11 protein-coding genes are annotated in these 12,320 nt (G+C 61.8%); 8 read left to right on the forward strand and 3 right to left on the reverse strand.

The window, feature by feature from the left end; all coding sequences use genetic code 11:
* Positions 1–410: 410 nt before the first annotated feature.
* Positions 411–902, reverse strand: a complete 492-nt coding sequence (locus IPF85_RS05450) for a hypothetical protein (RefSeq protein WP_343407057.1) — start codon at positions 900–902, stop codon at positions 411–413.
* Positions 899–1,102 carry a hypothetical protein gene (locus IPF85_RS05455; protein WP_343407058.1) on the reverse strand — a complete coding sequence of 68 codons (204 nt, stop codon included), beginning with the start codon at positions 1,100–1,102 and terminating at the stop codon, positions 899–901. The genes IPF85_RS05450 and IPF85_RS05455 overlap by 4 nt, the downstream gene beginning before the upstream one ends.
* A gap of 523 nt (positions 1,103–1,625) precedes the next feature.
* On the opposite strand from IPF85_RS05455, the gene IPF85_RS05460 reads away from it, so the two are divergent.
* From IPF85_RS05460 to cax, 6 genes are all read left to right on the forward strand, one after another.
* Positions 1,626–2,804: an amino acid ABC transporter substrate-binding protein gene (locus IPF85_RS05460; protein ID WP_343407059.1), complete on the forward strand. Its 1,179-nt coding sequence runs from the start codon at positions 1,626–1,628 to the stop codon at positions 2,802–2,804.
* Positions 2,805–2,881: 77 nt separating this feature from the next.
* A complete protein-coding gene (locus IPF85_RS05465) occupies positions 2,882–4,072 on the forward strand; it encodes an ABC transporter permease subunit (RefSeq protein ID WP_343407060.1) in 1,191 nt (396 codons plus the stop codon).
* Between the two features lie 3 nt (positions 4,073–4,075).
* Positions 4,076–5,281: an amino acid ABC transporter permease gene (locus IPF85_RS05470; RefSeq protein WP_343407061.1), complete on the forward strand. Its 1,206-nt coding sequence runs from the start codon at positions 4,076–4,078 to the stop codon at positions 5,279–5,281.
* Positions 5,282–5,313: 32 nt separating this feature from the next.
* Entirely contained in the window at positions 5,314–6,075 is a 762-nt protein-coding gene (locus IPF85_RS05475; RefSeq protein WP_343407062.1) for an amino acid ABC transporter ATP-binding protein, read from the forward strand.
* 54 nt (positions 6,076–6,129) lie between these two features.
* Positions 6,130–7,263, forward strand: a complete 1,134-nt coding sequence (locus IPF85_RS05480) for a tetratricopeptide repeat protein (protein WP_343407063.1) — start codon at positions 6,130–6,132, stop codon at positions 7,261–7,263.
* A 23-nt stretch (positions 7,264–7,286) separates the two neighbouring features.
* Positions 7,287–8,330: a calcium/proton exchanger gene (cax, locus tag IPF85_RS05485; protein WP_343407064.1), complete on the forward strand. Its 1,044-nt coding sequence runs from the start codon at positions 7,287–7,289 to the stop codon at positions 8,328–8,330.
* Positions 8,331–8,388: 58 nt separating this feature from the next.
* Here cax and IPF85_RS05490 read toward each other — a convergent pair whose 3' ends face one another.
* The gene (locus IPF85_RS05490) at positions 8,389–9,198 is read right to left on the reverse strand and encodes a hypothetical protein (RefSeq protein WP_343407065.1); all 810 of its coding nucleotides are present in this window, start codon (positions 9,196–9,198) and stop codon (positions 8,389–8,391) included.
* A gap of 105 nt (positions 9,199–9,303) precedes the next feature.
* Between IPF85_RS05490 and IPF85_RS05495 the strand changes: the two genes are divergently transcribed.
* Both IPF85_RS05495 and IPF85_RS05500 read left to right on the forward strand, forming a co-directional pair.
* Entirely contained in the window at positions 9,304–10,986 is a 1,683-nt protein-coding gene (locus IPF85_RS05495) for a sulfatase (protein WP_343407066.1), read from the forward strand.
* A gap of 2 nt (positions 10,987–10,988) precedes the next feature.
* On the forward strand, positions 10,989–12,158 hold the full coding sequence (locus IPF85_RS05500) for an aminotransferase class V-fold PLP-dependent enzyme (RefSeq protein ID WP_343407067.1): 1,170 nt from the start codon (positions 10,989–10,991) through the stop codon (positions 12,156–12,158).
* The last annotated feature ends 162 nt before the right edge of the window (positions 12,159–12,320 follow it).

Raw genomic sequence — 12,320 nt, forward strand, 5'->3', positions numbered from 1 at the left:
CGGCTTTCTTTGCCACGAATTTCACTAATTTGCACGAATTCCAGGGGCCTTTCGTGTCAATTTGTGCAATTCGTGGCAAGAATCCGCCCAGCTTTCTCTGCCACGAATTTCACTAATTTGCACGAATTCCAGGGTCTTTTCGTGTCAATTTGTGCAATTCGTGGCAAAGATCCGCCCAGCTTTCTCTGCCACGAATTTCACTAATTTGCGCGAATTCCAGGGTCTTTTCGTGTCAATTCGTGCAATTCGTGGCCGAAAACCGGACCGATGGTCTCCTTGACCCGGTTGCCGTCGCCGTCGTACACATAGCTGGCCGTGACGCCCCCGGTCATCGCAGTCAGCCGGTTTTCTGCACTACAGACCAGCGTGATGTATGATGAGGGCGCACCTCGCTGTAAGCGTAGCGATCACTAATCATCACCTATTGTGCCGGTCATGCGCCAGACAACATCGTTATCCAGGTACCAAATCCCCACAAAAAATACTCGATCACCTTTAAGATCGTAGCTGCAGACGTAATAGGTCAGTTCCGAACTTGGCTCATAAGTGGGTGGTTCACATCCATACTCATAACGCCCTAGTTTGGCTTTGACGTCATCACGCGTGGATACCCCGCGTTCGAATGTCGAAAGAATAATCGGGAAGAAATCAGGAGCATACACGGGCCGATCTTGTGTGCATAAACGGTTGTCCTTGATCTCGAAGTTCATACAGATATCCTGGATCGTTTCCGAGTCCAGGGGCGTGGTGTATTTCGACAAGTCTGGTTTTCGCAACCTGGCGATCGAAATCGGTAGGGTGCATCCGCATGAGATCGCCAGCAACAATGCCAGGTTGACGATGAATAAACGCCTGCTCATGCCGTTCACTGTGGTTTCGCCAGCAGCCATCTGCTTGTTCATGGTGAACCTCGCAATTTTCCGTAGTTCGCTTCCATCTGCTGAAGCCTACCGCGGCTGCCAGGGCCCAGTGGGCCGAGATCTCGTCTGAGTGTGTCACCCAACTCCGCAGGGGATGTAATCAGGCCATAGGTAATCTGGTAACCGATCAATACCACCAGCCCGCGCAGGTCGCGGTCGGCCAGGGTGTTGGTGATGACCACGGTGAATTTAGCTGCAAACCACCAGCAGATGGACGACCAGCAGCGGACGCGCCGTCAGTCGCGAGACAGGAAGGTGTGGTGAAGATAGAAAAGAGAAAGTAGAAGAGCGACGTAACATAACAACGGACTCCTTTCGTGCAGCAATCGAAACGGATGGGGTCAGGGACATTTTCCTGACTGCTGAAGGAGGTCGCGGGCGGGAGAGAGAGAACTCTCGCCAGGGACTTCCGGCGGCGGGGGGCGACTCGGAAGGCGGGGGAACAGAGTTGTTGACTGGTCATAGCATACCACGCGCGCGGCGATCTGTCAAGAGGCAAAATTTGGGGGCAGTTACCAGTAAACTTGACTTTTAGTTTCATGTCTCTATAATTCACCCATCCTTTTCCCCTGCCCCAAGATGAAACCGAATGCGTTTCCCCCTCAAGTTTCCCCCTCAAGAAAGGAGATGGCTGCGCGCACAACGTCTGGTCCCATGTCTCGCTTGAACCTTTGCGAACCTATTTACCCTCACGGAGGAGAACCGATGTCTCGTAAACTCATTCCTGTTCTGTTGGTCCTGGCTATTTTGCTCACCGCATGCAGCAACCCGAGCACTCCCCAAACGGTCGAAGTCACGCGTGTCGTCGAAGTGACACGCATGGTCGAAGTGACGCGCGTGGTCGAAGCTCCCGCGCAGCCCGCGGCAACCGTGGCGCCGGCAACCCCGGCCCCGGCGCCTCCGGCGCCCCAGGCGCCCGGCTTCGGTGAAACACTCAAGAAGGTCACCGCGCGTGGCAAGTTGATCTGTGGCGTCAACTCGCAGGTGCCCGGCTTTGGCTTCGTGGATTCGTCTGGCGCCTATGCCGGCTTCGATGTTGACTTCTGCAAGGCCCTGGCCGCCGCCATCTTCAACGATGTTAGCAAGATCGAGTATCGCCCGGTGACCGCCGAGCAGCGCTTCCCGGCCCTGCAGAGCGGTGAGATTGATGTGCTCATCCGCAATACCACCTGGACGCTCGTGCGCGACACCGACAACGGCGGTAACTTCGTTGCCACCACCTTCTACGACGGCCAGGGCATGATGGTGCCCAAGAGCCTCAACGCCACCAAGCTGGAAGACCTCGCCAGCGGCACCATTTGTGTCCAGAAGGGTACCACCACCGAGCTCAACCTGGCCGACCAAATGACGGCACGTAAGATCCAGTACACACCGGCCGTCTTCGACGATGCCAATTCGACCTTTGCCGCCTACGCCGAAGGCCGCTGTGATGCCGTCACCACCGACAAGTCCGGCCTCATTTCCCGGCGCTCGGTCCTGGCCAACCCCGACGACAATGTCATCCTTGATGTCACGATGTCCAAGGAGCCGCTCGGCCCCATGGTGCGCCAGGGCGACGACCAGTGGTTCGACATCGTCAAGTGGACGGTCTTTGCCACGATCGCCGGCGAGGAGTTTGGCGTCACTACCGCCAATGTGACCGACATGGCAGCCAACCCGAAGACGCCGGAGATGCGGCGCTTGTTGGGCGCGGACGAAAAGGTTGACCTGGGCGCCAAACTCGGTCTCAGCAAAGATTGGGCGGTCAATGTCATCAAGGGCGTGGGCAACTACGGCGAGATCTACGATCGCAATCTTGGCCCTGCGACTAAGACAGCCATTCCCCGTGGCTTGAACAGTCTGTACGCCAACGGTGGTCTGCTCTACAGCCCGCCGTTCCGTTGATTCCCGACCCACTCTGCCAGGAGCAGATGGCCGACTGGTCATCTGCTCCTGGCTTTTTCCACACACGGTGAACCGTCATGTCCGCTCAACCATCGCCTGGCCGCCCGGCTCTCAGTCGCTCGTTTTGGCGCGATGAGCGCTTTCTCAAGGTTGCCACCCAAGTTCTGGTGATGGTCATCATCGCCGGCTTCGCTTTCCTTCTGGCGCGCAACATGGTCGCATCCTTGCGCAAGCAGGGCATCGCCCTCGGCTTCAACTTTCTGAGCGATTCCGCCGGCTTCGACATCGGCGAGATGCTGATCACCTACACCAACACCGACACCTTTGGCCGTGCCCTGCAGGTTGGCCTGCTCAACACGCTGGTGATCTGTGCGGTCGGCGTCCTGCTCGCCACCGTGCTCGGCATCCTCGTGGGCCTGGCTCGCCTGTCCGAAAACTTCCTCGTCAATCGCATGGCGCGCCTCTTCGTCGAAGCCATGCGCAATGTGCCGCTGCTTGTTCTGCTGATTTTCATCTACTCCGCTTTCTTTCTCAAACTGCCCCGCGTCCGTCAGGCCATCGAGTTGCCGGGACCGATCTTTCTTAGCAATCGCGGGGTGTCCATGCCCTGGGGAATTCCCACCGCATCGGCGCGTCTCTATCTGCTCATGCTGATGCTGGCCGTTGTTGGCGCCATCGTCACCGCGCTGATGGTCCGCCAGCGCAGCCGCCGCCTGGACCGTCCGCAGCCGGTTTTCTCTCTCAGTCTGCTCGCCTTCGTCGTGATCGCCGTCCTCGGCTGGTTCGTCATGCCTCAGTCACCCCTGCGCCTTGATCTTCCGGCCGTCCAGGGCCTCAACTTCAGCGGCGGCCGCGTCTTCACCCCCGAATTTCTCGCCCTCCTCTTGGGCCTGGTCATCTACACGGCCGCCTTCATCGGCGAAATCGTGCGCGCCGGCATCCAGGCCGTCTCCAAAGGGCAACGTGAAGCCGCCAGCGCCCTGGGCCTGACTGGCAACCAGATTCTGCGCCTGATTATCTTCCCCCAGGCGCTGCGCGTCATCATCCCGCCGCTCACCAGTCAATATCTCAACTTGATCAAGAACTCAACCCTGGGCGTCGCCATCGGCTACCCCGACTTATTTGCCATCTCAGGCACCGTCATCAATCAAACCGGTCGCGCCGTCGAAATGATCGCCATCATCATGGGCCTTTACCTGGCGGCGAGCCTGCTGACAGCCGCGGCCATGAACTGGTATAACCAACGTGTACGCCTGGTGGAGCGCTGAACCATGAGCTATTCCAACGCGACGACTGCCGTCTTACCGCCGCCTACCGAGCGCTATTCGGCGCTCGGCTGGCTGCGCAAAAATCTGTTTGGCGCCTGGTACGATGCGCTGTTCACCCTGGTCGCGTTCTACCTCGTGTTTACCCTCGGTCGCGGCCTGTTGATCTGGGTCTTCACCCAGGCGCGCTGGGCGGTGATCACCACCAACCTGCGCCTGTTCATGGTGGGCCAATACCCGGCCGCTCACATCTGGCGGGTCTGGCTGTGTATCGCCATCCTGGCCTTCATCATCGGCGTCACCTGGGGCATCTGGGTGTATGGCCGTCGTATTCCCGGCCTGCTGCTGCTGGCGCTTCCCGTCGCATTCATGCTCCTACCCAGTGCCCTGGTCAACCGGATGGCGCTGGCCGCGGTCGGTGGAGCCGGCTTGCTCGGCTTTGGCCTGGGCCGCCTCAGCCCGAGACTGACCCGTCGCGCCGTCCCGTTCATCTGGGCAATCTACTTCCCCCTGGTCATTCTCCTGATCAGCGGCTTTGGCGGTGACAAGAGCGTGCTGCCGCCGGTGCCCACCAACCTGTGGGGCGGCCTGCTGCTGACCTTCCTGCTGACCGTGGTCGGTATCGTGTTTTCGTTTCCCATGGGGGTGCTGCTGGCGCTTGGCCGACGCTCGCAGTTACCCATCATCAGCGCGCTGTCAGTCGCCTTCATCGAACTGGTGCGCGGCGTGCCCTTCGTCAGCATCATCTTCATGTCGCAGTTGATGCTGCCGCTCTTCCTTCCGGAAGGCATGACGATTGACCGCGTGATTCGGGCCATGGCCGGCGTCACGATCTTCAGCGCAGCCTACCTGGCCGAAAACGTGCGCGGCGGCTTGCAGTCCATTCCGCAGGGGCAAGTTGAAGCAGCGCACGCGCTGGGCTTGAGCGGCTTCAAGACGATGCTGCTCATCGTCCTGCCGCAGGCGCTGCGTGCCATCATTCCTGTGCTGGTCGGCCAATTCATCTCCCTGTTCAAAGATACCTCGCTCGTGGTCATCGTCGGCTTGCTGGAACTGCTGGGCATTGCCAAGGCGGTGCTGGCGCAGCCTGACTTCCTGGGCCTGCAGACCGAGGTCTACCTGTTCATCTCTGTGCTGTACGGCATTTTCTGTTATCTGATGTCGGCGGTCAGCCAACGCCTGGAGACGGCGCTGGGCGTGGGCGTGCGCTGAAACGCACACCCCATCAAGGAGTAAGCAAGAGCATGAGTCAAAGCACTGAAGGCACGCACGATCCAATCATTGTCTGTCGGGATGTCCACAAATGGTACGGGCAGTTTCATGTCCTGCGCGGCATCAACATGGAGGTGAGCAAAGGCGAGGTGATTGTCATCTTTGGCCCGTCTGGCTCCGGCAAATCTACCTTCATCCGCACCCTCAACCGCCTGGAGGAGCATCAGCGCGGGCAGATCGCGATAGATGGTGTCGAATTGACTCACGATGTGCGCAATATCGAGCGCATCCGCAGCGACACCGGCATGGTCTTTCAGCAGTTCAATCTGTTTCCCCACCTGACCGTGCTGGACAATGTGGCCCTGGCGCCCGTTTGGGTGCGCCGCTGGCCGCGCGCCAAAGCTGAGGAGACCGCCATGCAGCTGTTGGTGCGCGTCGGCATCCCCGATCAGGCGCGCAAATTCCCCGGCCAACTGTCTGGCGGCCAGCAGCAGCGTGTGGCGATTGCGCGGGCGCTTGCCATGCAGCCCAAGATCATGCTGTTCGACGAACCGACCTCTGCGCTCGACCCGGAGATGATCAAGGAAGTGCTGGATGTGATGGTCGAGCTGGCGCGCAGCGGTATGACCATGTTGGTGGTGACACACGAGATGGGATTTGCGCGGGCCGTTGCCAACCGCATGTTCTTTTTCGACAACGGACAGATTGTGGAGAGCGGCACGCCCGCGGACATCTTCAATCACCCCACCGAAGACCGCACCAAGCTCTTCCTGTCACAGATTCTGTCACACTGATGGCAGGCACGAGGGATTTACCAGTCATGTTTGTCGCACTGACGCTGGCTGTCCATGTATATTGATCGCCGCCGGCGCAAGCGCCGTTCACCTCTACTCCTCCTGGTAGGCCTGATCTTGCTGGTGGGGGCTGCCTACGCCATCAATCAGCAGACCGGCCTGATCGAGCTGCGCAACCCGTTGGTGCCACCCGAGCCGACCCCCACGCCTACCCGTAGTGCGCTCTCGTTCCTGGCGGACGCCGAATCGTTGTACGCCAACGGCCAGATCGTCGAGGCGAGCGAGGCCTACGCCGCGGTCGCCGCGCTGGAACCGGAGAATGACGAAGCCCTGCGCTGGCAGGCCAAGCTGGAGGCGCTGCGCGGCCATGCTGGCAAGGCCGTCGCGCTGGCGCAAAAGGCGGTGGAGATCAATCCGCAGAGCGCCCAGAATCTGGCCGTGCTCAGTATGGCGCAAGACTGGAACAAGCAGTACGATGAGGCCCTGCAGACCGCGCTGGAGGCGTTGGACAACGACCCTAATCTGGCCGAGGCCCATGCCTACCTGGCGGAGATCTACATTGACAAAGGTATCTGGGCGCTGGCGCTGGAGGCGGCGCAGACGGCCGTCAAGCTCGACGAGAAGAGCATCGAAGGCTGGCGCAACCTGGGCTACGTTCTCGATCAACAGGGACGTCGCGAGGAGGCGCTGACCGCGTATCAAAAAGCGATTGATCTCCACCCCAAGCTGGGCTACCTGTACGTGGGCAAGGGCTGGGTTTACCTGGCTTTGAGCGACTACGAAAAGGCGCTGGCCGAGTTTCAACGCGCGGTGAACGTCAACCCCAAGAGCGCAGATGGCTACGATGCCCTGGGCTGGGGGCATATCCTGGCCGGGGCACCAGATCGGGCGGTGATCTCCCTGGAAAGGGCGCTGCAGGTTGACCCGGAGTATGGGCCGGCCTACGGGCATCTCGCGGTGGCCTACTACCTGCGGCGCAATTACGAGAAGGCGGTTGAGTATTTCGAGCGCGCCATCGCCCTGAACCAGGCCACCACCGAGTATTACTATGAATTGGGCCTGTCCTACCTGTACAAGGAGCCGGAAGACTGCCAGAACGCGGTTCCCTGGCTACGCAAGGCTTTGGACATCAACCCTGAGATTCCGCAGGCGCGCCAGGGCTTGGACTACTGCGCCCGCAAGAAATGAGATGAAGAAGAGGAGACGGTTGGATGAAGTATTTGAAGATTCTGCTCGTGTTTGTGCCGCTGGCCATTCTGGGCGAACTGCTGCACTGGAACCCGCTGCTCGTGTTCGCGCTGTCGGCCCTGGGGGTGGTGCCGCTGGCCGGGCTGTTAGGTGAAGCCACAGAGCACCTGGTGGTGCATACCGGGCCGCGCGTGGGCGGTTTGCTCAACGCCACGTTGGGCAATGCCGCTGAACTGATCATTACCATCTTCGCCCTGCGCGCCGGACTGTTCGACCTGGTCAAGGCTTCGATTACCGGCTCGATCATCGGCAACATGCTGCTCATCATGGGCCTTAGCCTGATGGTGGGCGGACTCAAACACGGCCATCAGCGCTTCAACCGCAGCCTGGCCGGGGTCAACGCCACGCAGCTTCTGCTGGCCACGGCCGCGCTGGCAATTCCATCGCTCTTCGCGTTCAGCACCGATCAGGCCCACCCCCTGTCGGTGGACGCGCTCAGCCTCTGGATGGCCGTCGTGATGATCGTCCTTTATCTCTCCGGCGTTCTGTTCAGCTTCCGCCAGAAAGATGAAGGCCATGACCAGCACGATCAGCACAACGGGCCGGTCTGGAGAGTGCGCACCTCGCTGCTGGTCCTGACCGTCGCCACGGTTTTCATCGCCTGGCTGAGCGAAATCCTGGTAGGCGCGGTGGAGCCAACGGTGGCAGTCCTGGGCGTGTCCGAGTTCTTCCTGGGCATCATCATCATCCCGCTCGTGGGCAACATCGCCGAACACCTGGTGGCGGTGCAGGTCGCGTTCAAGAACCAGATGGACCTCAGCCTGGGCATTTCCGTCGGCTCCAGTTTGCAGATTGCGCTTTTCGTGGCGCCCATCCTGGTCTTCATCAGCCTGCTCTTTGGCAATGAGCTGACTCTCGTCTTCAACGCGTTCGAGATCATCACGCTGTTCGCGGCCGCGCTGATCGCGGCCTTCGTCTCGCTCGATGGAGAATCGAACTGGCTGGAGGGCGCACAGCTCCTGGCGCTCTACATCATCGTCGCCCTGGCCTTCTTCTTCCTGCCGTGAGGTAAACCCATCGTAGGTCATGCCTCCGGCGTGACGACGCCGTCGGCCAGGCTTCGGATTAAAACCAGGTCTTCCAATCTGCGCCCAGCGCGCCGCGGCTGCGTGACCCCGCCTGGCTCTGACTGCACGGACAGGTGCGCGGGCCTTGCAGGGCCGTCACAATACCCGGCAGTGCCTCCAACACACGGCGCAAGGCCAGGCGAAATTCGCCGCTGTGCTCGCCGCTGAGGGCCGACTGACCGCCGCCATGACCCACGCCCGGCAGGTGATCGGCGCCCGGCTCCACCACCGTGGTCAAGCCAACGAAGCACATCTCCAGCTCCTTGGCCAAAATGACCTCCGGCACCAGGTTGAGACCCAGGATGTCGGCGCCCCAGGCCCGAAACAGGCGCGCCTCGGCCGCAGTTTCGCGGCGCGGACCGTCGAAGCCCAGGTAAGTGCCCACGGTCGCGGCCTCCGGCAGCGCGTGCAGCAGCGCCTGGCGGCACTGCGGACAGAAGGCCGGCATCTGCGCCAGGTAGCCCAGGCCGCGACGCTCGAAAAAGGTGGTCGGCTGATGGCGCGTCCAATCAATGAAGTCGTCCGGCACGAGCAGGCTGCCCCGGTGCAGCAGCGGGTTGAGACCGATGACCGCGTCCCAACCGATCAGCCGCGTGATGCCCACGTCTTTGGCAGCCCACAACGTGGCCCGGGGGTCGGTGCGGTCAGGCAAACCGGAATAGGGCAGTACGAGGACCTGGTCGCGGCGGGCAAATGGCCCGGCCGGGCCGTAGGGCGTCTGCACCGTGAACTCATCACGCACCGCGCCCAGCATGTCCAAGGCCGGCGGCGGCAAGATGACGCCGATCAGAAGGAGAATATCGCTCATGCCGATTATGATAACACGTTTGGCAGGGGAGAGCAACTCATCATGCTTGGCGATGCTGGCGCTTCGTGCTATACTTGCCGCCGCAATCCAGTACACGGAGACATCATGCACAGATCGAGCCATGCCACCTGGCCCTTGCTTCGCTTACTCACCCTGGTCATTCTGCTCAGTTCCTGTATTCAACCCGCTCAGCCGGTCACGACGCCTGACCGACCGCTGCTGACCCCAACCACCGCCAGCATCGCGCCGACGCCGACTCCAGCGGTGACGCCCACCCCGGCCGCGGCGCCCGCCTCTCGCCCCAACATCCTCTTCATCGTCGCCGATGACCTGGACGCCGCCAGTGTGAGCGCCATGCCGCAGGTGCAGGCTCTGCTGCGAGGGCAGGGGCTGACGTTCACCCAGGCGTTCGTCACCAATTCGGTCTGTTGCCCCTCGCGCACCACGTTTCTGCGCGGTCAGTACACGCACAGCCATCATATCTACACCAACCGCGCTCCCGATGGCGGCTTTGAGTTGGTCTACCAGCTCGGGTTGGAGCAGTCCACAGTGGCTACCTGGCTGCACGATGCTGGCTACCGCACCGCCCTGTTTGGCAAATATCTCAACAACTACCCGGAGACGGCCAGCGAGACCTATGTGCCGCCGGGCTGGGACGAGTGGTATGCGACGGTGCGCAACGGCCCCTATCAGTTCTTCGACTATGATCTCAACGAGAATGGGGCCATCGTGCATCACGGCACGGCGCCGGAGGACTACCTGACCGATGTGCTGGGCCGGCAGGCCACCAGCTTCATCACGCGCAGCGTCGCGTTGGCGCAGGAGATGCCCCAGGGCGCACCCTTTTTCGTCTACCTGGCGCCTTATGCGCCGCATAAGCCGTCCACGCCGGCGCCGCGTCACGCACGCCTCTTCGCCAATGTGCAGGCGCCGCAAGGCCCCTCCTTCGACGAGGAGGATGTCAGCGACAAGCCGGCCTGGGTCAGTACACGACGGCGCCTCAACCGCAGCGATCTTGCCGAAATTGACCGCGAGTATCGCAACCGCCTGCGCTCGCTGCAGGCCGTTGACGAGATGGTCGCCAGCCTCATCGGCGCCTTACAGGCCAGCGGGGCCATCTCCAACACCTACCTCTTTTTCACGTCGGACAATGGCTATCACCAGGGACAACACCGCCTGCCGGCCGGCAAGACCACCGCGTACGAGGAAGACATTCGCGTGCCGCTGTTTGTGATCGGGCCGGGCGTGCCCGCGGGTGCAAGTCGCGCCCATCTGACGCTCAACACCGACCTCGCGCCCACCTTCGCCGCCCTGGCCGGCGTCGTCCCACCCGATTTTGTCGAAGGGCGTTCCCTGCTTCCGCTGTTGGCATCCGATCCGCCGGCTGTGGAGGACTGGCGCGCCTGTGTCCTCATCGAACATAAGACCCTGGAGATTGGCGATCCGCCCACCTATGAGGCTTTGCGCACGCCGCAGTTTTTGTATGTGGAGTACACCACCGGCGAGCACGAGTTCTACGACCTGATCCTCGATCCGTACGAACTGGAAAACCGTTACGCAAGCGCCGATGCCGGCCTGCTGCGCGGGCTGCATCAGCAGTTGAGCGCGCTGCGGCAGTGCCAGGGCGCCGCGTGTGGGCCGTTGGAAGATACACCGCTGCTGGCGCAAAGCTGGTATTTCCCGGTCATTGCCTCCCAGCAAACGGGCAAGTTACCCAGTCAAGCAGCCTGGGTCAATCTCGGTCCGCTGCGGGCATTCAAGCAGATCTGGCTCGGAGAACTGGAGTAATCATGCACCTCGAAGAACTGTTCCTGCTGCGCCCGGACATGACGTTTCTCAATCATGGCTCCTTTGGCGCGTGCCCGCGACCCGTGTTCGCGGCCTATCAGGCCTGGCAACGCCAGCTTGAAGCGCAGCCGGTGGAATTCCTGGGGCGACGTTTCAACGGGCTGATGGCGCAGGCTCGCGCCCGCCTGGCCGCGTACGTGGGCGCGGGCGCAGATGACCTCGTCTTCGTGCCCAACGCCACCACCGGCATCAACATCGTGGCGCGCAGCCTGGCCCTGGCGCCGGGCGACGAGGTGCTGGCGACCGATCACGAGTACGGCGCCATGGATCGCACCTGGCGGCTGCTGTGTCGCAAACAGGGCGCCATCTACCGCAACGCCCCGATCACCCTGCCAACGACCACGCCTGAGGCGATGATCGCGCAACTCTGGGCCGGCGTTACCCCGCGCACGCGCATCATCTTCCTCAGCCACATCACCTCGCCCACCGCGCTGACCTGGCCGGTCAAGGACATTTGTCAGCGGGCGCGCGCGGCCGGCATCCTGACCGTGGTGGATGGCGCGCACGCGCCGGGCCAGATTGCGCTCGACCTGGCCGGCCTGGGCGCGGATTTCTACACCGGCAACTGCCACAAGTGGTTGTGCGCGCCCAAGGGCGCAGGCTTCCTCTTCGGCCGGCCTGAGGTGCAGCATCTGATCGAGCCGTTGGTGGTGAGTTGGGGCTGGGAAAGCGAGACGCCCGGCCCGTCACCGTTCGTGGATTACCTCGAATGGACAGGCACGCAGGACATTGCCGCCTACCTGGCGGTGCCGGCGGCGATTGATTTCCAGGCGACGCACGACTGGGAGCAGATGCGTCTGGCCTGTCACGAACTGGTCAGGGAGGTGCGGCAACGCATCAACGGCCTGACCGGCCTGGCGTCCATCTGCCCGGACGCGCCGGAATGGTTTCGCCAGATGGCGGCGATCCGCCTGCCCGCGTGCGACACGGCCGCGCTCAAGGCGCGCCTGTGGGACGAATGGCGTGTCGAGGCGCCGATCATCACCTGGAATGGGGAGCCTTTCGTGCGTGTGTCGGTGCAGGCGTACAACGACCAGGCCGATATTGAGCGCCTGATCGCGGCGCTGACCGCGCTGCTGCCGGTGGTGCAAGCGCCGGCGCCGAATGGCTAACCCGAGAATAGGCCGCGGATGAACACAGATCGCCACGGATTGCCTGTTTTTATCCCCGGTCGCGCCCGCGGGGCATGGGTAACTGACTTGGAAGCTTCCCTTCAGGAAGAACTGCCATGCGGGCTGAGCGCCTGCGTGACAGCTCTTCCTGAGATTCTGACC

It is taken from the genome of Candidatus Amarolinea dominans (assembly GCF_016704685.1).
Taxonomy (GTDB): domain Bacteria; phylum Chloroflexota; class Anaerolineae; order SSC4; family Amarolineaceae; genus Amarolinea; species Amarolinea dominans.

What these genes read in the sequence shown, in the direction of transcription:
- IPF85_RS05450 (WP_343407057.1), bottom strand. Translation starts at nt 902, where the DNA reads ATGAACAAGCAGATGGCTGCTGGCGAAACCACAGTGAACGGCATGAGC.
- IPF85_RS05460 (WP_343407059.1), top strand. Translation starts at nt 1,626, where the DNA reads ATGTCTCGTAAACTCATTCCTGTTCTGTTGGTCCTGGCTATTTTGCTC.
- IPF85_RS05465 (WP_343407060.1), top strand. Translation starts at nt 2,882, where the DNA reads ATGTCCGCTCAACCATCGCCTGGCCGCCCGGCTCTCAGTCGCTCGTTT.
- IPF85_RS05470 (WP_343407061.1), top strand. Translation starts at nt 4,076, where the DNA reads ATGAGCTATTCCAACGCGACGACTGCCGTCTTACCGCCGCCTACCGAG.
- IPF85_RS05475 (WP_343407062.1), top strand. Translation starts at nt 5,314, where the DNA reads ATGAGTCAAAGCACTGAAGGCACGCACGATCCAATCATTGTCTGTCGG.
- IPF85_RS05480 (WP_343407063.1), top strand. Translation starts at nt 6,130, where the DNA reads ATGTATATTGATCGCCGCCGGCGCAAGCGCCGTTCACCTCTACTCCTC.
- cax (WP_343407064.1), top strand. Translation starts at nt 7,287, where the DNA reads ATGAAGTATTTGAAGATTCTGCTCGTGTTTGTGCCGCTGGCCATTCTG.
- IPF85_RS05490 (WP_343407065.1), bottom strand. Translation starts at nt 9,198, where the DNA reads ATGAGCGATATTCTCCTTCTGATCGGCGTCATCTTGCCGCCGCCGGCC.
- IPF85_RS05495 (WP_343407066.1), top strand. Translation starts at nt 9,304, where the DNA reads ATGCACAGATCGAGCCATGCCACCTGGCCCTTGCTTCGCTTACTCACC.
- IPF85_RS05500 (WP_343407067.1), top strand. Translation starts at nt 10,989, where the DNA reads ATGCACCTCGAAGAACTGTTCCTGCTGCGCCCGGACATGACGTTTCTC.